The sequence below is a fragment of the Rhizobium sp. SG_E_25_P2 genome, assembly GCF_029892285.1.
Lineage (GTDB): Bacteria > Pseudomonadota > Alphaproteobacteria > Rhizobiales > Rhizobiaceae > Rhizobium_E.
The window spans coordinates 131,632-153,598 of sequence record NZ_JARXVM010000006.1 but is presented as its reverse complement, the minus strand read 5'-3'; the positions used below and the strand labels follow the sequence as shown (position 1 = coordinate 153,598).

Here is a 21,967-nt window from a genome sequence, read left to right as displayed (position 1 = left end):
TCGCGGCGAATTTGTTCCCGGGGGTCAGCGGCGCCAGCGGGCGAAAGCCGCGTCGTCGGCGTCCTTGGCGCTCACCCAATCGCCGGCTTTGCCGTCCAGACCATGTTCCTTTTTCCAGAACGGGGCGGCCGTCTTGAGGTAATCCATGACGAAATTGGCGCCGTCGAAAGCCGCCTGCCGATGCGGCGATGCGGCGATCACCAGCACGATCTGTTCGCCGGGCGCGATACGGCCAAAACGGTGGATCGCCGAAAGGCCCTGAAGCGGCCAGCGTTCGGCGGCTTCCTGGCAGGCCCTGGCGATCTGCGCTTCCGCCATGCCGGGATAATGTTCGAGCTCCAGCGCGTCCAGTCGACCGCCTTCGTCGCGGCAGAGGCCGGTGAAGCTCACCACAGCGCCGATATCGCGGCGGCCTGCGGTCATTCGCGTCGTCTCGGCCGCGATGTCGAAATCCTCGGCCTGCACCCTGACATGAATGGGGCAGGGCACCATGTCAGCCGCCTGTCATCGGCGGGAAAATGCCGATCTCGCGTGCGCCGAGGATGCTCTCGCCATGCTCGGCATGTTCCTGGTCGATGGCGACTCGGATCACCCGGTCATGTTCGAGCGCTGCTTCATACTCTTCGCCGAGGCCCTTGAGATGATTCAGCAGTTCACCCACGGTGGTCACGCCCTCGGGCAAGTCGAGCGTCTCGCCCGGCTTGCCGATCCGTTCCCGGACCCAGGCGAAATAGACGAGGTCGACTTTCATTCCTCGTCCACCACATGCTTGAGGCCGGCGCGGAAATAGTCATAGCCGGTATAGATGGTCAGAAGCGCCGACACCCAGAGTAGCCCGATGCCGGTCTCCGTGGTGTAGATGAAGATGCTATCGCCGGCGTGCCCCACGAGCAGGAAGCCGAGCGCCACCATCTGCGCGGTGGTCTTCCATTTGGCGATACGGGTGACGGGCACCGACACTTTCAACGCCGCGAGATATTCGCGCAGGCCAGAGACGAGAATTTCGCGGCAGAGAATGATGATCGCCGCCCACAGCGTCCAGCCGGCGATGGTCTGGTCGGCGGCAAGCAGCAGCAGCACCGAGGACACCAACAGCTTGTCGGCGATCGGGTCCAGCATGCGGCCGATATTGGAGGTCTGCTTCCAAATTCGGGCGAGATAACCATCGAGGAAATCGGTGATCGAGGCGACGGCGAACAGCCAGAAGGCTGTCCAGCGGGCAAAGTCCGAACTCTGCAATTCGCCATTCATGAAGAAGCACACGACGATCAGCGGCACCGCCACGATTCGTGCATAGGTCAACATATTCGGTATATTGTATGCGCGTTTTGCCATGATGCCCGTCTGAGACTTGCCGATATTCGCTATTGGATCTTTCGATTGCGCCCGGGTCAAGGCGATCGGCGATCCAACGGTGCAGCCCGGAACATAAGTGAGCGGATGACCGGGTTCAAATTCAATCGCGCCGCCAGGCGAAATAATTTCCCGATGGGCTGCGTTAGCAACGGTTAAACCAGTTGCGTGTAGGCTTCTTGGAGAATCACGACGCAGCACGCGCGCATGCGTGCATCCAGGGGGCATTGTGCGCATCGCTTTCATTTCATGCCTGGCCGCGACGATGATCGCGGGCGTCGCCGCAGCCGACGAAATCACGCTGACGCCGCAGGTCGGCACGCTCGGCGTCGGCATAGGCGCCGAGAAGCGCTTGAACGACGACTGGGGCGCGCGTTTCGATGTGTCCGGCGCCAGCTTTTCGTTTTCCTACGCCGCCAACAATGCCGACACCGACAACAGGGCGCGGCTGTTCAGCCTCGGCGCCACCGCCGATTACTATCCGTATGAAGAAGGATTGCGGCTTTCGGGCGGCTTTCGTCTGTCGGGGTCTTATGTGAAAGGCAGCCTGTCCAACCTGGAGCGTCATGTCGGTAAAGGCCAGAACAAGACCACCGTGATCATTCGCGATCCGCTGACAACCTACAAGATCACCCAGAACCCGGTGCAGCCCTATCTTGGCCTCGGCTACAGTTTGAAGATCCAGGAACGCCTCAGCGTCACCTTCGATCTCGGCGCGCTTTATGGCGGCCAGCCGGATCTCAATGTCGTCTCGCATGCCGATCTCTATGGCTTCACCGAACAACAGATCGAGAAAGAGATCCGCAAGCAGCAGGAGCGGCTGAACGCCTATCAGGTCTATCCCGTCGTCCAGATCGGCCTGACTTACCGATTCTGAGTTCGGTCAGTCTCAAGGGCGGATGAGCCCGCCGTGATAGACGAGATTATAGGCCTCCACGCCGCCGACATCGATCCGTTCCCGGCCGGTGAAGCGCGTGAAGTCGCCGTCATTTTCGTCGACATAGACGCCATGGTCGTGCGCGCAGCGGTAGCCGCCCAAAAACCGGCCCTCCTCGGCATAGAGTTTCCCGAGCGCGTGTTTGATCACTGCGCCGGCGCGTGACGCGTCGATGCGGTCGTCATGGATGATATAGCCGAAATAGGACATCGCCCAGACCGGCTCGCCCCCTCGCCACACCACTTCCTGGCCGGAAAAATCCGTGCCGCCGAAATAGCTGTCGAGATAGGACCAGTCGCCGCGCCGCCAGGAAATGTCATGGGCGCCTATGCGCGAGGGAGCCACGGCTTGAACCGCCCCGCCGACATAGGCCGCACGCTTGGCCTCGATGATCACCGTTTCCAATTCATTCATGCGAGTCTTCCTCCGACAACTGCCGCGACACTAGCGGCGAGTGAAGAAAATCACAAGAACAAAAAGAGAACATTAGCCGGGATTGCAGGCGGAGATGGCGTTGGAATCGCTCCATGTCGCATAAGGAGTTTGCTCGCCCTTGATGGCGATGCGCGTTCTCACCGGATCGCCCGTTTCGGGAAGGGTTTCCCGGATGCCTTTGCCGGTGAGGATATTGATATCGCATTGGCCGGCATTGTCCGGATCGATCGTATCTCGCCAGATATAGGAGAAGCCAGCCACGACCAGGGCGTTGTTGCTATAAGCGAGCGTCAGCTTCTGGTTCCATCGACCGCGTCCGACGGCGTCATTGCGGGTGTTGACGGCGAGTGAGCCGTTCGGCAGCGTTTCGAGATAGGGTTCCTGTCCTACCAGGCTATCCGGTCCCGCTTCACCCCAGATCTGGCCTTTCACCACATCCGCCGGTTCGAGATAGCCGCGGCCCTCGACGCCAAGAAGAAGATGCAGGTCCATGGCGTCCTCGCCGCGCACCAGCATGGCCAGATCCTGCGCGCCATCCTTGTTGAAGTCGCCAACGACCGCCGAGACCACCGATGATGTCTCGATCGTTTCGGCAAGGACCGGCTGGGACAGAACGAGGCTGAGGGCGATGAGGGCAGGCAGGCGCATCGTGGAATCTCCGATCGGGCTTGGTTTGCTTCAGTAACGGTCGTCGCAGCCGCTTTATTCGCGGAAAGCTTTCGTTAACCTTCCACCTGTGGAGATCGTTGACAACAGAATAAAAGTAGAACATATAGAGAACATAATCGAACAGGAGGCGTAAATGACCGATTTCCTTCGTGACATGGCAGCATTCACTTCAGTCATCATGTTCGTGGCGAGCTTCGCCGTGGTGATGAGCGCGCTGTGAGTTGACGCATATCCGCTTCGCTGCGGGCTGGACTGGCGCCGGCCCGACCCGTTACAACGGGATGATAGAATCCAGGTGAAGCAATATGGCCGACGCGCACGCAATTTCTCCCCTCGAGGGGCTGGCTGAAACGCCGCAATTCGTGCATCTGAGGGCGCATTCCGCCTATTCGCTTCTGGAAGGAGCCTTGCCGGTCAAGAAGATCATCGCGAAAGCGGTGGCCGACCAGCAACCGGCGCTGGGCCTGACGGACACCAACAATCTGTTCGCGGCGCTGGAATTCTCCAAGCTGGCCTCCGGCGATGGGCTGCAGCCGATCATCGGCTGCCAGTTGTCGATTGATTTCGAAGACGAGATCGCCGACGAGCGCAGCCGCCAGCCGCAGTTGCGCAAGCTGCCGGCGATCGTGCTGCTCGCCGCGACGACCGAAGGCTACAATGTCGTCTCCAATCTCGTCAGCCGCGCCTATATGGAAGGCGACGGCCCGGGCACCATCCATATCAAGCGCTCCTGGCTGGACCACGGCACGGAGGGCGTGATCGCCCTGACCGGCGCTGTGGCCGGGCCTGTCGATATGGCGATGCGCGAAGGGCATGCGGCGCTCGCCGAAGCGCGGCTGAAGACGCTGGCGGAGCTTTTTCCGGACCGGCTATATGTGGAGCTGCAGCGTCACGCCGGTTACGACCGCCGCCACGAAAATCGCATGCTGGAGCTCGCCTACGGCCTGGAACTGCCGATCGTCGCCACCAACGAACCGTTTTTTCCGGCTGCCGACGATTTCGAAGCGCATGATGCGCTGATGGCTGTGGCGCATGGCGCGCTGGTGTCCGACGACAGCCGCTTCCGGCTGACCCGCGACCATTATTTCAAGAGCCGGGCGGAAATGGCGAAACTCTTCGCCGATCTGCCGGAAGCGATCGAGAACACGGTCGAAATCGCCCGCCGCTGCGCCTTCATGCTCAAGGGCGTCGCGCCGATCCTGCCACGCTTCACCGGCGCCTCCGACGATCACGCCGCCGCCGAAAAGGCCGAATCCGACGAACTCTCGCGCCAGGCCTGGGAAGGCCTGCGCATGCGGCTCGACACGATCGGCCTCGCCAACGGCTATACCGAGAAGGACTATAACGAGCGGCTCGATTTCGAACTGTCGATCATCACCAAGATGAAATTCCCCGGTTACTTCCTGATCGTGGCGGACTTCATCAAATGGGCCAAGCAGCACGACATTCCTGTCGGGCCGGGCCGTGGTTCGGGCGCAGGCTCGCTGGTCGCCTATGTGCTCACCATCACCGATATCGATCCCTTGCGCTTTTCGCTGCTGTTCGAACGCTTCCTCAATCCGGAACGCGTGTCGATGCCCGACTTCGATATCGACTTCTGCCAGGACCGCCGCGAAGAGGTGATCCGCTACGTGCAGCAGAAATACGGCCGCGAACAGGTGGCGCAGATCATCACTTTCGGGTCGCTGCAGGCGCGCGCGGCGCTGCGCGACGTCGGCCGCGTGCTGGAAATGCCCTATGGCCAGGTCGACCGCATCTGCAAGCTGGTGCCGAACAATCCGGCCAATCCGACGCCGCTTTACAAGGCGATCGAGGAAGAGCCGCGCCTGAAGGAAGAGGCGGAGAAGGAGCCGGTGGTCGCCCGCCTGCTCAACATCGCCCAGAAGATCGAAGGCCTCTATCGCCACGCCTCCACCCACGCCGCCGGCATCGTCATCGGCGACCGGCCCTTGGCGCAGCTGGTGCCGCTTTATCGAGACCCGCGCTCCGACATGCCGGTCACCCAGTTCAACATGAAATGGGTGGAGCAGGCGGGTCTGGTGAAGTTCGACTTCCTCGGACTGAAGACGCTGACGGTTCTGAAAGTCGCGGTGGATTTCATCGCCAAGCGCAATATCGAGGTGGATCTGTCGACGCTGCCGCTCGACGACAAGCTGACCTATGACATGCTGTCGCGCGGTGAGACGGTCGGCGTGTTCCAGGTGGAAAGCGCGGGCATGCGTAAAGCGCTGATCGGCATGCGGCCCGACTGTATCGAGGACATCATCGCGCTGGTGGCCCTGTATCGACCGGGCCCGATGGAGAACATCCCGGTCTACAACGCCCGCAAACACGGCGAGGAGGAGATCGAGTCGGTCCATCCGACCATCGATTATCTGCTCAAGGAGACCCAGGGCGTCATCGTCTACCAGGAACAGGTCATGCAGATCGCGCAGGTCCTGTCGGGCTATTCGCTCGGCGAAGCAGACCTTCTGCGCCGCGCCATGGGTAAGAAGATCAAGGAGGAGATGGACAAGCAGCGCGAGCGCTTCGTCGACGGCGCCGTCGCCAACAAGGTCTCCAAGCCGCAAGCCAACCTGATCTTCGACCTGCTTGCCAAATTCGCCAATTACGGCTTCAACAAATCCCACGCCGCCGCCTATGCCGTGGTGTCCTATCAGACCGCCTATCTCAAGGCGCATTATCCGGTGGAGTTCCTGGCCGCATCGATGACGCTCGACATGGCCAACACCGAAAAGGTCAACGATTTCCGCCAGGATGCGACCCGGCTCGGCATCAAGATCGTGCCGCCTTCGGTGCAGACCTCGTTCCGCCGCTTCGAGACCGGCGACAATTGCATTTTCTATTCGCTGGCCGCCATCAAGGGCGTCGGCGAAGCGGTGGTCGACCATCTCGTTGAGGCGCGCGGCGACACGGAATTCGCAAGCCTTGAGGATTTCTGCCTGCGCACCGATCCGAAGCTGGTCAATCGCCGGGTCTGGGAAAGCCTGATCTCGGCCGGCGCCTTTGATTGCTTCGGCGTCGACCGGGCCACGCTGGCCGCTGGCATCGACAGGCTGATGGCCTATGCCCAGCGGGCGGTGCAGAACAAGACCAGCGGCCAGTCCGACATGTTCGGATCCGGCGCGTCGGGCCCCGAAAAGATCGGCCTGCAACCGATCGCCCCATGGCTCGCGTCGGAAAAGCTGCTGAAGGAATTCCAGGTCCTCGGCTTCTATCTCACCGCCCATCCGCTCGACGCCTATCAGGCGGTGCTGACGAAGCTCCGGGTGCAGACTTTCGCCAATTTCACCAATGCGGTGAAGCAAGGCAAGGCGCCGGGACGGCTCGCCGGCACGGTGATCTCCAAGCAGGAGCGCAAGACGCGCACCGGCAACAAGATGGGCATCGTCGCCTTCTCGGATTCCTCCGGCCAGTTCGAGGCGGTGATGTTTTCCGAGACCTTGGCGCAATATCGCGATCTGCTCGAAACCGGCAAATCCTATGTGATCGGCGTCGAAGCCGAAGAGCGGCCGGAAGGGGTGAGCCTGCGCATCCAGTCGGTGCAGTCGCTCGAGGAAAAGTCGGTGCAGATGCAGAAGGCGATGCGAATTTTCGTGCGTGACGCCGCGCCCCTCCGTTCCGTGGCCACCCATCTCAACAAGAGAGGCGAAGGCGTCGTCTCCTTCATCGTCATCAAGGATGAAGGCAAGCGCGAGATTGAGGTGGAACTGCCCGAGCGCTTCCGGATTTCACCGGAGATCGCCGCCGCCATGCGCGCGACCCCAGGCGTGATCGATATCGAGCTGGTGTGAGGACCTTCAGGTCTCGGCTTCCGCGTCGGCGCGACGGCTGAGAAACAGCATCGCAAGCGCCGCCGTCATGGCGACGCCTGCCGCGGCGATGGCGGCCTGGAAGCTGAAGGCGGTGGCGATGAGCCCCGTCATGGTGCTGGCGGTGAGCGAGCCCAGAAACAGGCTGTTCATATAGAGCGAGGTGGCGCGGCCAATGCGTCCGCGCGCGAAACCCTGCATGAAGCTCACCGCCACACCGGCGAACAGGCCGAAATAGGCGCCTTCCATCAACGCGCCCAGGGCCATCAATGGCAGGCTCGTTGCTTCATGCAGAACGGCGAAGGCGGCCATGCCCGCGCCGGCGGCCAGATAAAGCGCATTACGGCGCCCGATGCGCTCTGTGATGTAGGACGAGCCCATGATCATCACGATTTCCGCCAGGCATTTGAAGGTCAGCGACAGGCCCGGCGCATAGACGGGCAGATGCGCCTCACGGATATAGAACAGCGGCAGCGCCGAGGCGCAGAGCACATGGGCGATGTTGAACAGGAAGCAGGCCGCAGCCGCGAGCCAGAGCGGACGGTTGTCGAACCATCCTGTATTCTCCGACGCCGACCGCGTCTCGCGCTTTTCCGAGCGGAAATCGCGCGGCAGGCTGACGGCGGTGGTGACCAGCGCCGCGAGTGACAGCGCGAGCACGAACAGGAAGACGTAGAATGATCCGCCGCGCGCCGCGATCAGATAGGAGAGCGCGGGGCCGAACATCCAGCCCGTCGACACCATGGTGCGCACCTTGGCGTTGAAGCGTTGCACATCGAGGCCGCTGCGCTCGGCAAACAAACGGCCAAGGATATAGACGGCGGAGATTCCGGCTCCGGCCAGAGCCAGGCAGGGGGCCGCCGCCAGCATCACCGCCGGATAGGTCGGCGTCACCAGCACGGCGAGGCTTGCCGCCAACAGCCCGAAATTTCCGGCCACCACATACACGAATATCCGTCCGCCCCGGTCGATACGCTCGCCGACCACCCGGTTGCAGAGCATGGTGAGCAGGGCTGCTGTAACCGAATAGGCGGTCACATGCAGAGCGCTCATATGCAATTCCTGCATGATGAAATAGGCCATGAACGGGATCATGGCGGAGTTGCCGAGCGCGGTCACGAAAAGCGACAGCAGAATTAGCCGGGCGGAGCGGGCAGTGGCGGCGTTCATGGGAGGGGTCTGTCCGAAATGACTAAAGGAAAGCGGACCCTGCCTAGACCCGACTATAGCGCCCGGCAAGTCGTCTCCCGCGCCGAATGAGAGCGGTTGTCATTTTCCAACATGTTGTTGCGATCTTGCCGGTGACAAAACCGCCGGACGATGGCGCGTCCGGCGGCTCAAGAATCGTCATTTTGACCTGGGGAGTTCAACCCGCTTTGCGCGGCTCTACCGTGGTGGTGATGAAATCGGTGCCGTCGCCGGTGTTGAGGTTGTCCTGCGCATCCGTGATGGTCAGCGAGGAGCCGCTGCCCATCATCACTTCGATCTTGTTGCGGAGGTCGGTGGGGATTGCGATCCGTTCGAAGGCAGCCTGCGCGGCGTCCGCAGCCTGCGCATCCGGTTGGCGGACGATGCCCAGGCGCACAGCCTGTTTCGCCGGGATCTGGTTGTCGAGCGTGACGCCATACCAATCGGCGCTGCGCTGGGCGGGATGGACGCCGACTGCATGATAGAAATGCGTGCCCAGCGCGAGATCCGGTTCGGCAATGTCGACGGGGCCGTCAAAGACCGGCTTGAAGTTCTGGCGCGCGTAAAGCCATCCGGTTGGAGCCTTGCGATTCAGCACCTTGTAGAGCGAAGCCTTGAACGCGGCGTTCGCCTGCCCGGTCGGCTTCTGGCCATGCAGGGTCTGATAGGCCTTGATCGCCTTCGCGGTCTTGGTTGTCAGCGTTCCCGTCTCATCGCCGGCGTCATAGCCGAGCTGATTGAGCATGGCCTGGACTTCACGCAGCGCATGACGCTCGGTTACGCGGGTGATCAGCAGTTTTAGCGCCGGCTGCGGCTTGGGCAATTCGGCCACTGCGCCCGCGCCGAGCTTCGGCAGGGTTTCGGCGGTGGCGATTTCGATTGAGCCGTCGGTCGTGGGCATGCTCGGCCGCATGGCCGCATCGCTCAGCAAGTCGCCTGGTTGCGCCGGATAGCGCGGCTTGAACAGGCCGATTTCCGGCATCGGCTGCGGCGCGATCTCGCGATTGGTGATCACCACATGATAGCCGCGCTTGGTCATGCCGAACAGCATCTTGGCGAAATCGCCCGGCATGCGCACGCAGCCATGCGAGGCTGGATATCGCGGCACATGCCCCGATTCATGCAGCGCGACGCCAGACCAGGTCAACCGCTGCATGAACGGCATCGGCGCGTCGTCATAGAGATTGGAGAAATGCGTCTTGCGCTTTTCGAGCACGGAAAACACGCCGGAAGGCGTGGTGTGACCCGGCTTGCCGGTGGAGACATTGCTCGTCGCCACCACAGCGGCGCCGTCATACACCGCTAAACTCTGCGTATCCTTGGACACGAAGATCTGCAGGGGATCGTCGATGTCCGCCTTGGCCGTTGCGCCAAAGAGAAATGTCGTCGCCAGTGCTAGTCCCAAAATGGCGCGAAAATTCATGGGCGTCCTCCACACAATACTATCGCCTCGAAAACTATAGAAGATCAATTACGAAAGATTTTCAAGAGGCGCTGTTTCCGCGGAAACAAGTGAGGTGGTCGAAACATGGCTTATGCTTGGTAAATATTTCGTGAGAACGATCGCGCGTGATCAGGGCGTATGCCCGCGCTTGCCGCGGCCGAATGTATAGCCGGTCTCGATGCTCTTGACGCCAAACTTGTCCCTGAGCTTGTCCATGGCCGCTTCCGCCGCCGCGCGCCTGCTGGCGTCGGGATCGACGAGATCGGGCGGATCGGCCTGATCCTCGTCGCAGAGATCGGTGACGCCGATGCCGATCAGGCGGAATTTCGTGCCGTCGAGTTCCTTGTCGAGCAGCGACAGGCCTTCGCGAAAGATGCGGTCGGCGAGTTGAGTGGGGGATTCGAGACGCCGGTTGCGGGTGCGCAGCTTGAAATCCGCCGTCTTGAGCTTGAGCACCACGGTGCGCCCGGCCGTCGCGGTCTTCTTCAGTCGCTTGGACACCTGTTCGGCCAATGCCCTGAGCGGCGGCGTCAGGGCTTCGAGCGAGGCGTGGTCGTCGAAAAAGGTCGTTTCAGCCGAGACGCTTTTCGCCTCGTCATTGAGATGCACCCGCCGGTCGTCGATCCCGCGCGACAGCGAATAGAGACGACGGCCCATGACGCCGTAGCGGCGCATGAGATCGTTCTCCTGCATTTGCTGCAACTGGCCGATCTCGGTGATCCCGTCGCGCGCCAGCGTCTCGGCAAACGCCTTGCCGACGCCCCAGATCAGCGTCACCGGCTTTGGCTTTAAAAACTCCACCGCTTCGGCCTCGCCGATAACGGAAAAGCCGCGCGGCTTGTTCATGTCGGACGCGACTTTCGCCAGGAATTTGCAATAGGACAGCCCGACCGAAATGGTGATGCCGACCTCGGCTTCGACGCGTTTGGCGAATTTCGCCAGCGTCCGCGCCGGCGGATCGTGATGAAGCCGTTCCGTGCCGGCCAGATCGAGAAAGGCTTCGTCGATGGAAAGCGGCTGCACCAGCGGCGTCAAATCCTGCATCATCGCGCGGATCTGCCGGCCGACGCGGGCATATTTCTCCATGTCCGGCTTGACGACCACGGCGTCAGGACAGGCTTCCAGCGCCTTGAACATCGGCATGGCGCTTTTGACGCCGCGAATACGGGCGATGTAGCAGGCGGTCGACACCACGCCCCGCTTGCCGCCGCCGATGATCACCGGCTTATCGGCGAGTTCAGGATTGTCGCGCTTTTCCACCGAGGCGTAGAAGGCGTCGCAATCAACATGGGCGACCGTCAGCTGAAAGAGCTCCGGATGTTTGAGCAGGCGAGGGCTGCCGCATTTGCCGCAGCGACGCCCGCCGCGAGCAGCAGCCAGACAGTCTCGACAAAACCCTGTGTTGTCGCTGGTGTCAGCCATGGCGCGCCCGGAACAAAGATTGAACAAAGCCACGTTATGGCGTAAACTCGCTCTTCTCAAGGGGCTGTCTGATATGGTGGAAGAATTTTCTGCTTTGCCGCTGACCGGGGCCAATTTTCCCGATTGGGAAACTGTCATGGGCGCGCAAGGCGGCTGTTATGGATGTTGGTGCACCTATTTTCGTTTGAAAAGCGAGGCGCGCGACGCCATGAGCCGCGATGACCGCAAACACTATATGCATGACATCGTCCAAAATGGCGCGGCTCCCGGAATCATAGGATATCTGAATGGGGTTGCCGTCGGATGGGTGCAGGTCGGACCCCGCATGGATGTGCCCCGCTGGAACGGCGTCCGAACAGTGTCGCATCCGGTCGATCAGGCCGATGCGCAAGACGAAAATGTATGGGCCGTCAGTTGCTTCTTTGTTGTCCGCTCCCAACGGGGGAAGGGCTTGAGCCATCGGCTTCTCGGTGCGGCGGTGGAATTTGCCCGTCAACGACAGGCGCGTGTACTCGACGCCTGCCCGATAGACAAAGCCAAGCAGTCCGCCTCGGTCGGGCTGTTTGTTGGGCCGTCACGCATATTTCATGCGGCTGGCTTTCAGGAGATTGCGCTCCGCAAGGCGGGGCGACCACTCATGCGGCTTACATTGTGACCTGATCCAGGGAGCCGAAATGACTGCGGATCAACCGCTCCGCCTCCAGCCAGCTTGTCGCCTTGTGGACGCGTTCGCCGGGATCGGGGGCCATGGAACGGAAGATGTCGTTGGCCATCAGGTTGATCAGCAGGCAGTCCGGCGCATGGGCTCGGACCGAATGGAGATTGGTGAAGATGTCGTCGATGAAGGCGGCGGGCACGCCGCGATCGGCGATCAACTGGCTGACGACAGGCCCCTTCGGCTCTTCCGTGGCGATCATCGGAAAATGAAAGCCGAGCAGATCGAGCAGTTCCCGGCGTACGCCCCGGTGACGTGGCGGCATCGCCGTCAAGAGCACGATATCGGCGCCGACGCTTAGCCGATCGAGCGTTTCCCGGGCGTGGCGGGCAGGTTTCTGCCACTTGTCCTGGGTGCGGAAAAACTCCTCCTGAAAGGCTTCGACGGCTTCGTCGGTCGCAGTCGTTCCGCTGAAATGCCTGACATTGCCATGCAGTCGGAAGGAATCGGGATGCAGGCGATGTTCGACCGATTCCAGATAGGCATGGAACGGATCGAGAAATTCGAGCACGACTTCATCAACATCGCAGACCAGCAGCGGCCGCGTGGACGAAGCGAGAGACGCCAGAACAGAATCGATCATAGCCATACCCCGTCGCTGGGACCCGCAAAATGCCGATGCGCCGCCTGGATCCGCTCGACGGGAACGTCGCTTTCGGCGCTGAAGGCCATCAGCGTCGGTTCGTGATTCATCAGGAAGCCGGTCAGGCCGCCGAAAAAGCCGGGTTCGCCGGCGGCGCGCCTGATATCGCGGGCTTCGATGCCGGTCATGGCGAGAAAGCGGGACATGAGATCGTCCTGCCCCGACAGCCAGGCAAGGATCTTCACGGCGATCTCTTCGGCTTGTTCGGACGTTAAGGAGGCGGGCATGCGGCTTGGGTTCTTCATGAGCTTCATTACGTCTTTGTAAACTGAATCGCCGTAAGGTCCGTCGGACCGACCGTGTAGATACTGCATGCCGCCCCTAAATGGGACTCCAAAACACAAGGCGTGCAGAAGAAGGGTATTGTGGAACCGCTATGCCGAAACAGGTGATGATCGTCGAGGACAACGAGCTCAACATGAAGCTCTTTCGAGACCTGATCGAGGCGTCGGGCTACAAGACCATCCAGACCCGCAATGGCATGGAAGCGCTCGACCTCGCCCGCCAGCACCGTCCCGACCTCATCCTCATGGACATCCAGCTGCCGGAGGTGTCCGGGCTCGAAGTGACCAAATGGCTGAAGGAAGACGATGAATTGCATATGATTCCGGTCATCGCCGTCACCGCTTTCGCGATGAAGGGCGACGAGGAACGCATTCGTCAGGGCGGTTGCGAAGCCTATATTTCCAAACCGATTTCGGTGCCGAAATTCCTGGAAACCATCAAGACCTATCTTGGCGACGCCTGACCCGGAGCCGTTATGACCGCTCGTATCCTTGTCGTCGACGACGTTCTCGCCAATCTCAAGCTGCTCGAAGCGAGACTGATCGCGGAATATTTCGAGGTGCTGACGGCGGACGACGGCTACAAATGCCTCGATATCTGCGCGAAGACGCCTGTCGACGTGATCCTGCTCGATGTCATGATGCCGGGCATCGACGGGTTTGAGGTCTGTGAAAGGCTGAAGGCCAATCCGCGCACGGCCCATATCCCGGTGGTGATGGTGACGGCGCTCGACCAGGCTGCCGACCGCGTTCGCGGCCTGAAAGCCGGCGCTGATGATTTTCTCACCAAGCCAGTCAACGATCTTCAATTGATGGCGCGCGTGAAGAGCCTCGTGCGCCTGAAGATGCTGAACGACGAATTGCGCCTCAGGGCGGAGACGGCGCGCAGCGTCGGGCTTGACATGGCCTCCTTCAATTCCGATCGCGATCAGGGCGAACCGGCCAATGTGCTGCTGGTCGATGGACGCGCCAATTCCCAGGAGCGAATCGCCCGCACGCTCAAGCCGATCGCCGATGTCAGGGCTATCTCCGATCCGCAGGCTGCGATATTCGACGCCGCTGAGGGTGACTATGATCTGGTGATCGTCAATTCGAATTTCGAGGATTACGATCCGCTGCGGCTTTGTTCTCAGCTGCGATCGCTGGAGCGGTCGCGCTTCATTCCGATTCTGCTGGTGGTCGACCAGGGCGGCGAGCCAATGGTGGTTCGCGCACTCGAACTCGGCGTCAACGACTATATCCTGCGACCGATCGAACCCAATGAGCTATTGGTGCGTTGCCTGACGCAGATCCGCCGCAAGCGGGCGAACGATCAACTTCGCTCCGGACTGGAGCAGACGCTCGAACTGGCGGTGACCGATGGTCTTACCGGCCTGAACAATCGTCGCTACCTCGATCGCCATTTGAAGACCCTGTTTGAACGCGCCAAGCTGCGCGGGCGACCGCTGTCGCTCTGCATCACCGATATCGATCGCTTCAAATCGGTCAACGACACCTATGGCCATGACGCTGGCGACGAGGTGTTGCGCGAATTCGCCAATCGCATTCGCCAGACGGTGCGCGGCGCTGATCTCGCCTGCCGCTTTGGCGGCGAGGAATTCGTGGTGGTGATGCCCGACACCACGCCGGAGACTGCGGCCTTGGTCGCCGAACGTTTGCGCGAGGTCGTGGAGATCGAACTTTTCAAGTTGAGGGCCTCTGGTCTGACGCTGCCGATCACCGCCTCCATCGGCATCTCCTCGACGGTCTGGGGTGCCGAAACTCCGGACCAACTTCTCAAGCAAGCCGACAAAGCACTGTATGAAGCCAAGCATGCCGGCCGCAATCGCGTCGTCGCCGCCGCCGCCTGACTGTTTTTACTTCCCCGTCGCCGCGTTGGCGGATGCAAAGCGCCGGCCTGTTTGGTTCAGACATGACCGCTTTGGGCAAAAAAATACTTCGAAGAGCCGATCGCTGCGAAATAATAATTGGCGGAGAGACGCCGATAGGGAGCCTGCTTCTGCCTAAAAAACGGATGCAGGGCGCGCTGTGAACGTGCGGACCGGAAAAATGCCGGGTACGACCTCTGATGGACATCTCACGCAAAGTTATCCACAGGTTTGTGAGTTCGTTCAGGCAGCAAATGAATCGCATAAAGCGCGCCGGCTCGCGAAGCGCAGTCACGGGTTGCGAATTCAAGCTCCATAGTACATTTTAGTTAAACGTTATTTACGGCTGTTCGATCAAGAAACAGTTTTTAGGTTTTTTTTCAAACCCTTAACTAGGATTTCTCAAATGCCGCTTAAGTGAGCAAAAATGAGTCTATCTGCTTTAGCTTGAGCATGGCTTGCGTGAATATTGCGCATCTTTCGGGACTGTTACAAAGCGACATTTCGAACTGTCATGTTAGGCGATGATGAAATACTAGTTGTTTCCACCGGATAGTGCGCTTGGAGGCGTTGATTTTAAAACGATTCCCGGTCATCTTCATTTCAACGGAGAGGAAATAAAAATTTCCAGCTACCCCATGATGCTCAGGTCCGCCGCATCTCCTGAATCGTGGGGCCGGTCGGTCAGATGTAAAACACGCGGAGTCCTCGTTCTGCAATTACGCTGACCGACCCCCTTTTAGAAGCGCCGCTTTGTTTCACAAAGCGGCGCTTTTGTCATGAGCAAATTTGCAGATCTGGAACGCTATTTTTCGGGCAGGGAATCGTGGAAATGCGCGTAAATCAGGCGCGCCACGGCTTCGGAGATTCCCTGTACGGCCATGAGGTCGGGAATGCCGGCGCGTGAGACCGCCTTCGCCGTCCCGAAATGTTGCAGGAGAGCCCGCTTGCGCGTGGGGCCGATACCGGCGACTTCGTCCAGCGGATTCTTGACCAGTTCCCTCTTTCGGCGCGCCCGGTGCGAACCGATGGCGAAGCGATGCGCCTCGTCGCGCAAACGCTGGATGAAATACAGCACGGGATCGCGGGGCGGCAGGGTGAAGGACGGTTTGCCTTCCTGAAAAAAGCGCTCGCGACCGGCTTCGCGGTCAGCGCCCTTGGCGACGCCGATCGCGGTCACGCAATCGGTGATGTCGAGTTCGGAGAGAATCGCGCGCACCGCTGTCATCTGTCCTTGTCCGCCATCGATCAGAATGACGTCTGGCCAGGCGGGCACGACGTCGTCGTCCTCGGGCGCTTTGGAGCGGTCCGGTTTGCCATTCTCCTTGATGAGACGGCTGAACCGGCGCGTCATCACCTCGCGCATCATGCCGAAGTCGTCGCCGGGCGTCAGATCCTCGGATTTGATGTTGAATTTGCGGTAGTGGTTTTTCAGGAAGCCATCCATGCCCGCGACCACCATGCCGCCCACCGCATTGGTCCCCATGATGTGGGAATTGTCGTAGATCTCGATGCGGCGGGGCGGGTAGGCGAGGGCGAATGTTTCAGCCATGCCGGCGAGCAGGCGCGCCTGCGACGACGTCTCGGCGATCTTGCGGCCATGCGCCTCGCGCGCATTGTTGAGCGCATGGTCCACGACTTCGCGTTTTTCGCCGCGTTGCGGCGCATGAATGGCGACACGAAAGCCGGCCCGCTCGGTCAGCGCATCCGACAATAGGTCCATTTCCTCGATTGGTTCGGAAAGGAGGATTTGCCGGGGGCAGGGCTTGTCGTCATAGAACTGGGCGAGAAAGGCGTTCAACACTTCAGCCGAGGTCAGCGATGGGTCGGCCTTCGGGAAATAGGCGCGATTGCCCCAGTTCTGGCCTGTCCGGTAGAAGAACACCTGGATGCAGGAAAGCCCGCCGTCATGATGGATGGCGAAGACATCGGCCTCTTCCACGCTGGCGAGATGAATGCCCTGATGCCCCTGCACATGCGAGAGCGCCGCCAGACGATCCCGATAGACGGCGGCGCGCTCGAAATCGAGATCCTCGGCCGCTTGGTTCATCTGGCCGGCGATTTCCGCCTTCACATTCTGGCTCTTGCCCGACAGGAAGTCGCGCGCCTCGCGCACCAAAACGTCATAGCCTTGATCCGTGACCTCATGCGTGCAGGGACCGGAACAGCGCTTGATCTGATAGAGAAGACAGGGACGGGTCCGGCTTTCGAACACCGAATCCGTGCAGGTGCGCAGCAGGAAGGCGCGCTGCAGCGAATTGATGGTGCGTCCGACCGCCGTCGCCGAGGCGAAGGGACCGAAATAATCGCCTTTGCGCACCCGGGCGCCGCGATGCTTGTAGATCGCCGGGGCTCTATGCCCGCCGGTGATCAGGATATAGGGAAAGGATTTGTCGTCGCGCAGCAGCACATTGAAGCGGGGGCGCAGCCGCTTGATCAGATTGGCTTCCAGCAGCAGCGCCTCGGTCTCCGTCCGGGTGATGACGAATTCCATATTGGCGGTCTCTCGCACCATCCGCGCGGTGCGATTGGAATGGACGCGGCCCTGGGCGTAGTTGCTGACGCGTTTCTTCAGCGACCGCGCCTTGCCGACATAGAGAACCTCGTTCTCGGCGTTGAGCATGCGATAGACGCCGGGTCTGTTTGGCAATTGTTTGACGAATTCGCCGATCAACTCCATGCCGGTCAGTCCCGTCTCCGGCAGCGGCGTTTCGCGCCAGGCGATATCGGGACCCTTGACGGCGACGATCTCCGCGTCGTCTGTTTCGTCGAATTCGTCTTCCGTCAGGTTTTCGTCATAGAGAATGCCGCCATCCTTCGGCGTCATTGCCGTCATTCCTTGATCTCCGCGACATCTGGGGTTTGCCAGGCGAGGTGTTGTCCCCCGTCCAGAGCGATCATCTGGCCCGTGATCGACGGCGTGTCAAAGAGAAAACGAATGGTCTGGCCGAATTCGGCAAGCGCTGGGCCTGCCTTCAGGATTAGGCCGTCCACCTGTGCGGCGAAGTCCGCCTCGCTTTGCCTGTGGTTTTTCAGGGTCGGACCGGGGCCAATCGCATTCACCCGGATTCTTGGCGCCAGCGCCTGCGCCAGCGTCTGGGTGGCGGTCCACAGCGCGGCTTTGGACAGTGTATAGGTGAAGAAGCGCGGATTAAGCGCCCAGACGCGCTGGTCGATCATGTTCACCACAAGTCCATGGGCCGCCTCTGGCAATTGCGCGGTGAAATCGCGGATGAGCGTCGCCGGCGCTTTCACATGAACGGCGAAATGCTTCTCGAATACCTCTTCGTCGAAGCTCTCGATGCAATCGTCTTCGAAGATCGACGCGTTGTTGATGACAAGGCCGAGGGGGCCAAGCGCCGCCGCTGCTTTGGCGATCACGCCAGCGCGGGCTCCTGCGTCGCAAAGATCGGCCTGCACAACGCAGGCGCGTCCTCCTCGCGACGCGATCGCCGCGCAAAGTTCTGACGCCTGCGCCAAGGAGCCGTTGGCGTGAATGGCGACCGCGAATCCATGATCGGCAAGATCCTTGACAATAGCCGCGCCGATACGGGTGGATCCGCCCGTCACCAAAGCTGTCTTGATATGCGTGTTTTTCAACTGACGGACCTTTTGAATCGCTCGCAGATTATCTGCGTCCTGATATAGGGTTGATACGCACCTGTCCAAACATCAGATTAAATAATTTGTTAACCATGTTAAAGTTGAGTTATTGAAAGTATATTATAGGATATTTTATGGTAAACAATTATATAAAATCCAGAGATGCTTTAAAAGTGGCGTTGTAGATGAAAAATGTCACAACATTGCCTTTTTTGATTAACCTGTTGGTAATGAAAAACGCTTCATTAAAGGGACATCGAAGCTTTGGATCCTTTTGGGTCATTTTGAAAATCAATGGCGCCGCGGGAAATGACGCGAGACGCCGGATGTAAGGAGAAGACAATGCGCAATCTGTTCGTGACACTCGCAGCCTCCACCATGATGCTGTCGGCCCTGTCCGCCGCCCAGGCGGCTGACGCCATCGATGAAGTTCCGCTCGCTCCGGAATCCCAGGACGCCATGGCGCCTGTCGGTGGTTGGGACGGCGCTTATGTCGGCGGTCGCGTGACCCAGCAATGGGCCAAGACGGCTCCGAGCGACTATGACACCAACGGCCTCGGCGGCGGTCTCTATGGCGGCTACAACATGCAGCAGGGCCAGATCGTGTATGGCGGCGAAGCCGACATCAACTATTCCGGCGTTGACGGTCAGAAGAACGGCGTCGAAACCACCCAGCGTCTGAACGGCACGATCCGCGGCCGCGTGGGCTACGACCTGCAGCCGGCTCTCGTCTACGGCGCCGCCGGTCTGGCCGCCGCCAATGTCAAGGCCGAAGACGCGACCTCGCACGACTCCAAGACGCTGATCGGCGCGACCGTCGGCGCTGGCGTCGAAGCCAAGATCACCGATCAGATCACGGCTCGCACCGAGTATCGCTTCACCAACTACCAGACCCAGACTTTTGACCTCGATAGCGGCGCTCGCGATCGCGGCTTCAAGGAGCATCAGGTCTCCGTCGGCCTTGGCATGCGCTTCTGATTGAACGACTGACGCCGTTTTAGGCTCAGGCAAAAGACCCCGTCGCAAACAGCGGCGGGGTCTTTTGGCATTCGGCTGCTGGAACCATCATCCTGTTGTGTCGTTGACGTCAGGCGGACCGCCTGACCAGGGCAATACGAGCGAGGATGACGACATGGCGTCTGAAAATGGTGAACATCTCGGAGAAGTCGATGGGCAGGGGCGCATCCGCCTCCAAAGCCAGGAATCGCCTGCAGCCTACAAAATGCGCGCGGCGCGACAGGATGAAGATGGCTATGCGATCTTGATCAGCGTTTTGGCGCCCCGCGATTGGCTTCTTGACAATGGCTTCGACAAGACCGCGGACCTGATCCGCGGCAACAACGATGTAGTCCGCGTGTCGTTCGAGGACGCATTGGACCTGAGTGACAACATCGCCGTGCAGCTCACCTGCGAGCAGGATTTCCGCGGGTCGCATGACAACTTCCTTCGCGCCTATCCTGAATTCGCCGCCACGCTTGAACCGGGCGGCGCCTGACGCCGTCGCTCACAGCCGAGAGGATGAAGCATGTCGAGACAAATCGATTCAGATGGCAAGCTGAAGGACGCGCCGGTGATCGACCGCACCGTCGAGCGCAACGCCACCCAAGCGCGCCAGGGGCAGAGAGGCAGACCGGTTCTCTGGGTGCTTGTGGCCGGCCTGGTTCTGGCGTTGGTCGCCTGGGGCGTCACGGAAATCTACGGTGTCGCGATCGCTCCGCAGCAGCCAGATCCGCCGGCGGCCAGCGCCGATAGCGACGCAGAGCCTCCGGCGCAGAATACGATTGACGCGACGCCCGCGCCCGACGACATCCAGCCCCAGCGTGGCGTTTCTCCCTGAGGGCGATCAGGCCTGCGGCTTGAGCGCCTCGTAGTCCGGGAAGAGGCGCTCGAATTTCTTGCGCCAGGTCTTGAGCTTGCCGTGACCTTTTTCCCATTGGCCGGCGAATCTGAGATCGAGATAGCCGATCAGCGCGGCGAGCGCGAAATGTCCGCCGTGCAGGCTCTTGCCGGTCTTCGGCAGATGGGCGTCGAGGTGGTCGAGCGCGCGTTCGACCTTGGCCCACTGCTTGTCGATCCAGGGCTGGTGCTGCTTGTCTTCCGGCCGGAAACGCCGCTCATAGATGATGGCGATGAGGCAATCGGTAACGCCGTCGCACAGCGCCTCCAGCACTTCCGCTTCGGTTCGTCTGACCGGATTGCGCGGATAGAGCTTGCCCTTTGTGTCGCGATTGAAGAATTGCATGATCGTGGCGCTGTCGAACACCGACGGCGCGTCCTCCCTCACAAGGCAGGGTATCTTGCCAAGCGGATTGTTGTCGATCAGCAGCGAGGGCTCCTCATCCGTCTTCACCGCGACGAATTCGATGTCCAGTCCAAGATATGCGGCGGCCATGCGGCATTTGGCGGAATAGGGGGATGCGGAGGAATAGAGCAGTTTCATGAAGCTCGGCCCTTTATCGTGCGGAGGGAATGCTGACGGTCTTGAGGCGGCAGGACTGGCGGTCGACTTCGTCACAAGCCCGAAAGCCCAGCGATTTGGTCATGCAGATCCTGATTTCCTCAAACTTGCCTGCGTCACAGGACACGGCGACGCCGTCACGCGGCAAACCAGGATTGGCCTTGGTCATCAGAGTTTCGATGTCGTCGACTCCCAGTCTGCGCTCGATTTTGCCGTCGAAAACAGTGGCTGGAAGCTTGATCCGGCCATAGGCTTCCTTGAGCAGACGGAAATAGCGCTCCTGGCTCAGGCCCGAGCAGGCGCCATGCTTGCGCCACTCATGTCCAGCGAGACCGATGGAGGGCATGACGTCGCCGATCACCCGCATCATTGAGGAGGGCACGCGGTCCGGCTCATTGCTGCGGCAGTATTGCGGCCAGCCGCGCTCGTTTTGCGGCCAGAGTCCGTGGACGATGAAGCGGCGTTGTTCTTTGCATTGCCGGTCGCCGACGCGACCAGGCTCAGCCTTGCACCAGGTCGGAGACCAGGAGAGCGACAGGACGTAGAAATCGAAAGCATCCGCTTTGGCCACCGTGCCGATGAAGGCGGCGATTGACGCCGCGACCGCGACCAACAGGCGACTTGCGGCGCCCAAGCCGATCACCAGCCGATGGTGGTGCGGAGCGTCGAGCAATCCTTGCCATAGATCCGCCAGACATCGAGGCCCGAAATGCAGAAATCGACTTTGGCCACGCCAGGGATGCCGGCGAGATCCTGCGGCGTCGACAGCGTATACCAGATGTCGCGCTTTTCATGTTTCGCGCCGCCTCCCATCAGGGCGACGCCATGGCAGAACTTGCGGCCAACCCGGTGCAACTCGTCCTTCGGCCGTTCATGGGTCGTCCGCGCATTGACGACCTTCCTGATATAGAGCTTGGTCTTGTTCACCGACCTGAAACGACCATCGACCCGTTCTTTCAACGTGGCGAGGACATTGGGGGAATCGCATTGCGGCGCCGGCATCTTCAGGAATTCGAACGATAGCGCGGGCTGCGCCGAAAAGGCGGAGAGGGCGAGCGAGAGAGCCAAGGCGATCCGGGCGGCGGACATGAAACGATCTCCTGAAAACGTGACCAGAGCTTTGTCCCGAAGCGGCG

Annotated in this window: 23 protein-coding genes; 8 read left to right on the top strand and 15 right to left on the bottom strand. The window is 60.6% G+C overall.

Annotated features, from left to right (window positions below; translation table 11 throughout):
- Positions 1-24: 24 nt before the first annotated feature.
- From M2360_RS10845 to pgsA, 3 genes are read right to left on the bottom strand one after another with little or no spacing between them, the layout of a single operon-like run.
- Positions 25-489: a molybdenum cofactor biosynthesis protein MoaE gene (locus M2360_RS10845; protein WP_280775241.1), complete on the bottom strand. Its 465-nt coding sequence runs from the start codon at positions 487-489 to the stop codon at positions 25-27.
- Between the two features lie 4 nt (positions 490-493).
- Positions 494-751 (bottom strand): molybdopterin converting factor subunit 1, encoded by a 258-nt coding sequence (gene moaD, locus M2360_RS10840; protein WP_280775141.1) that lies wholly within the window; start codon positions 749-751, stop codon positions 494-496.
- Entirely contained in the window at positions 748-1,335 is a 588-nt protein-coding gene (gene pgsA, locus M2360_RS10835) for a CDP-diacylglycerol--glycerol-3-phosphate 3-phosphatidyltransferase (RefSeq protein WP_280775140.1), read from the bottom strand. The genes moaD and pgsA overlap by 4 nt, the downstream gene beginning before the upstream one ends.
- 247 nt (positions 1,336-1,582) lie before the next feature.
- Between pgsA and M2360_RS10830 the strand changes: the two genes are divergently transcribed.
- Entirely contained in the window at positions 1,583-2,230 is a 648-nt protein-coding gene (locus M2360_RS10830) for a hypothetical protein (RefSeq protein WP_280775139.1), read from the top strand.
- Positions 2,231-2,242: 12 nt separating this feature from the next.
- Here the strand turns inward: M2360_RS10830 and M2360_RS10825 are convergent, their stop codons facing one another.
- Positions 2,243-2,704, bottom strand: coding sequence for a DUF5680 domain-containing protein (locus M2360_RS10825; protein ID WP_280775138.1), 462 nt, complete (start codon positions 2,702-2,704; stop codon positions 2,243-2,245).
- Positions 2,705-2,776: 72 nt separating this feature from the next.
- Positions 2,777-3,373: a hypothetical protein gene (locus tag M2360_RS10820; RefSeq protein ID WP_280775137.1), complete on the bottom strand. Its 597-nt coding sequence runs from the start codon at positions 3,371-3,373 to the stop codon at positions 2,777-2,779.
- 326 nt (positions 3,374-3,699) lie between these two features.
- Here M2360_RS10820 and dnaE point away from each other — a divergent pair, with 326 nt between their 5' ends.
- Complete coding sequence (gene dnaE, locus M2360_RS10815; protein WP_280775136.1) at positions 3,700-7,188, top strand: DNA polymerase III subunit alpha; 3,489 nt, start codon at positions 3,700-3,702, stop codon at positions 7,186-7,188.
- Positions 7,189-7,194: 6 nt separating this feature from the next.
- On the opposite strand, the gene M2360_RS10810 is transcribed toward dnaE, so the two are convergent.
- From M2360_RS10810 to M2360_RS10800, 3 genes are all read right to left on the bottom strand, one after another.
- Entirely contained in the window at positions 7,195-8,376 is a 1,182-nt protein-coding gene (locus M2360_RS10810; RefSeq protein WP_280775135.1) for an MFS transporter, read from the bottom strand.
- 196 nt (positions 8,377-8,572) lie between these two features.
- Positions 8,573-9,817, bottom strand: coding sequence for a L,D-transpeptidase family protein (locus M2360_RS10805; RefSeq protein ID WP_280775134.1), 1,245 nt, complete (start codon positions 9,815-9,817; stop codon positions 8,573-8,575).
- A 150-nt stretch (positions 9,818-9,967) separates the two neighbouring features.
- On the bottom strand, positions 9,968-11,260 hold the full coding sequence (locus M2360_RS10800; protein WP_280775133.1) for a DNA polymerase IV: 1,293 nt from the start codon (positions 11,258-11,260) through the stop codon (positions 9,968-9,970).
- Between the two features lie 73 nt (positions 11,261-11,333).
- Here M2360_RS10800 and M2360_RS10795 point away from each other — a divergent pair, with 73 nt between their 5' ends.
- Entirely contained in the window at positions 11,334-11,915 is a 582-nt protein-coding gene (locus tag M2360_RS10795; RefSeq protein WP_280775240.1) for a GNAT family N-acetyltransferase, read from the top strand.
- On the opposite strand, the gene M2360_RS10790 is transcribed toward M2360_RS10795, so the two are convergent.
- A complete protein-coding gene (locus M2360_RS10790) occupies positions 11,905-12,558 on the bottom strand; it encodes a hypothetical protein (RefSeq protein ID WP_348529545.1) in 654 nt (217 codons plus the stop codon). The genes M2360_RS10795 and M2360_RS10790 overlap by 11 nt on opposite strands.
- On the bottom strand, positions 12,555-12,872 hold the full coding sequence (locus tag M2360_RS10785; protein WP_280775131.1) for a DUF3572 domain-containing protein: 318 nt from the start codon (positions 12,870-12,872) through the stop codon (positions 12,555-12,557). The genes M2360_RS10790 and M2360_RS10785 overlap by 4 nt, the downstream gene beginning before the upstream one ends.
- Before the next feature lie 122 nt (positions 12,873-12,994).
- On the opposite strand from M2360_RS10785, the gene M2360_RS10780 reads away from it, so the two are divergent.
- Positions 12,995-13,366, top strand: coding sequence for a response regulator (locus M2360_RS10780; RefSeq protein ID WP_280775130.1), 372 nt, complete (start codon positions 12,995-12,997; stop codon positions 13,364-13,366).
- Between the two features lie 12 nt (positions 13,367-13,378).
- Positions 13,379-14,752, top strand: a complete 1,374-nt coding sequence (locus tag M2360_RS10775) for a PleD family two-component system response regulator (RefSeq protein ID WP_280775129.1) — start codon at positions 13,379-13,381, stop codon at positions 14,750-14,752.
- Positions 14,753-15,575: 823 nt separating this feature from the next.
- Here the strand turns inward: M2360_RS10775 and uvrC are convergent.
- Positions 15,576-17,606, bottom strand: a complete 2,031-nt coding sequence (uvrC, locus tag M2360_RS10770) for an excinuclease ABC subunit UvrC (protein WP_280775128.1) — start codon at positions 17,604-17,606, stop codon at positions 15,576-15,578.
- Positions 17,603-18,370: an SDR family oxidoreductase gene (locus M2360_RS10765; RefSeq protein ID WP_280775127.1), complete on the bottom strand. Its 768-nt coding sequence runs from the start codon at positions 18,368-18,370 to the stop codon at positions 17,603-17,605. Before M2360_RS10765 ends, uvrC begins: the two co-directional genes overlap by 4 nt.
- A gap of 345 nt (positions 18,371-18,715) precedes the next feature.
- On the opposite strand from M2360_RS10765, the gene M2360_RS10760 reads away from it, so the two are divergent.
- The 3 genes from M2360_RS10760 to M2360_RS10750 all read left to right on the top strand — a co-directional run bounded on the left by M2360_RS10760 (position 18,716) and on the right by M2360_RS10750 (position 20,210).
- Positions 18,716-19,351, top strand: a complete 636-nt coding sequence (locus M2360_RS10760) for a porin family protein (protein WP_280775126.1) — start codon at positions 18,716-18,718, stop codon at positions 19,349-19,351.
- Between the two features lie 154 nt (positions 19,352-19,505).
- Entirely contained in the window at positions 19,506-19,868 is a 363-nt protein-coding gene (locus M2360_RS10755; RefSeq protein WP_280775125.1) for a hypothetical protein, read from the top strand.
- Between the two features lie 30 nt (positions 19,869-19,898).
- A complete protein-coding gene (locus M2360_RS10750; protein ID WP_280775124.1) occupies positions 19,899-20,210 on the top strand; it encodes a hypothetical protein in 312 nt (103 codons plus the stop codon).
- 6 nt (positions 20,211-20,216) lie between these two features.
- On the opposite strand, the gene M2360_RS10745 is transcribed toward M2360_RS10750, so the two are convergent.
- The 3 genes from M2360_RS10745 to M2360_RS10735 are packed head-to-tail and all read right to left on the bottom strand — an operon-like array spanning position 20,217 to position 21,920.
- A complete protein-coding gene (locus M2360_RS10745; protein WP_280775123.1) occupies positions 20,217-20,813 on the bottom strand; it encodes a glutathione S-transferase in 597 nt (198 codons plus the stop codon).
- A gap of 13 nt (positions 20,814-20,826) precedes the next feature.
- Positions 20,827-21,504: a ribonuclease gene (locus tag M2360_RS10740; protein ID WP_280775122.1), complete on the bottom strand. Its 678-nt coding sequence runs from the start codon at positions 21,502-21,504 to the stop codon at positions 20,827-20,829.
- Positions 21,471-21,920 carry a hypothetical protein gene (locus M2360_RS10735; protein WP_280775121.1) on the bottom strand — a complete coding sequence of 150 codons (450 nt, stop codon included), beginning with the start codon at positions 21,918-21,920 and terminating at the stop codon, positions 21,471-21,473. The genes M2360_RS10740 and M2360_RS10735 overlap by 34 nt, the downstream gene beginning before the upstream one ends.
- Between the last annotated feature and the right edge of the window lie 47 nt (positions 21,921-21,967).